General features: G+C 43.0%; 2 protein-coding genes. Both read right to left on the bottom strand.

Annotation, left to right across the window (positions count from 1 at the left end; genetic code table 11):
- The coding region (locus R7O13_RS30960; RefSeq protein ID WP_318305735.1) for a heme biosynthesis HemY N-terminal domain-containing protein at window positions 1–225 on the bottom strand (225 nt) is incomplete at its 3' end.
- On the bottom strand, window positions 225–516 hold a 292-nt coding region (locus tag R7O13_RS30955), incomplete at its 5' end, for a uroporphyrinogen-III C-methyltransferase (RefSeq protein WP_318305733.1). The genes R7O13_RS30960 and R7O13_RS30955, both read right to left, overlap by 1 nt.

Genomic DNA, 516 nt, shown 5'->3' with positions numbered 1-516 from the left:
GTAGTTCCAAGTGCTTGAGCTTGCGTAAACCAACTTTTTAATCAGGTATTCAAGGAGGAAAAGACCAGCTAGCGCAGCGATAACGAAGATCACCAAAGTGGTCACGCTCATTTCGATGGTCTTGTTTGCTATTGAGATCAGTACATATCCTTGTTGACCAGAAAACTGAGTACCGACAAATAGACCTGCACCTAGAACGACAAATAGGAAAATAAGGCGAATCATTATTTATCCCCCGTACCTGTCATTGTTGTGACTTCACGACGTAGTCGCTCACGAATCACATCCGATAGCTGAGATTGGCTTTCCAGTTTTGCAGGGTACTCAACTTGAATATTTTGTTGGCTTAATTGGTTGAGTGCTTTGTTGAATTCTTTCACTGCGTTGTCGTCTTGATTGAAGAAAGCCATCGCCCACTTGTCAGCTGTCGTTAACGACGTGGTGTAGATTTCGCCTTGCTCTTGGTAAACCGCTTTGATTGCTGTTTCCAGCTTGGCCTTGATGTTTTCTTTTAAA

The organism is Vibrio sp. Y176 (assembly GCF_033438945.1).
Note: the sequence above shows the minus strand (reverse complement) of the source record. Positions and strands in the feature narration are given on the sequence as shown.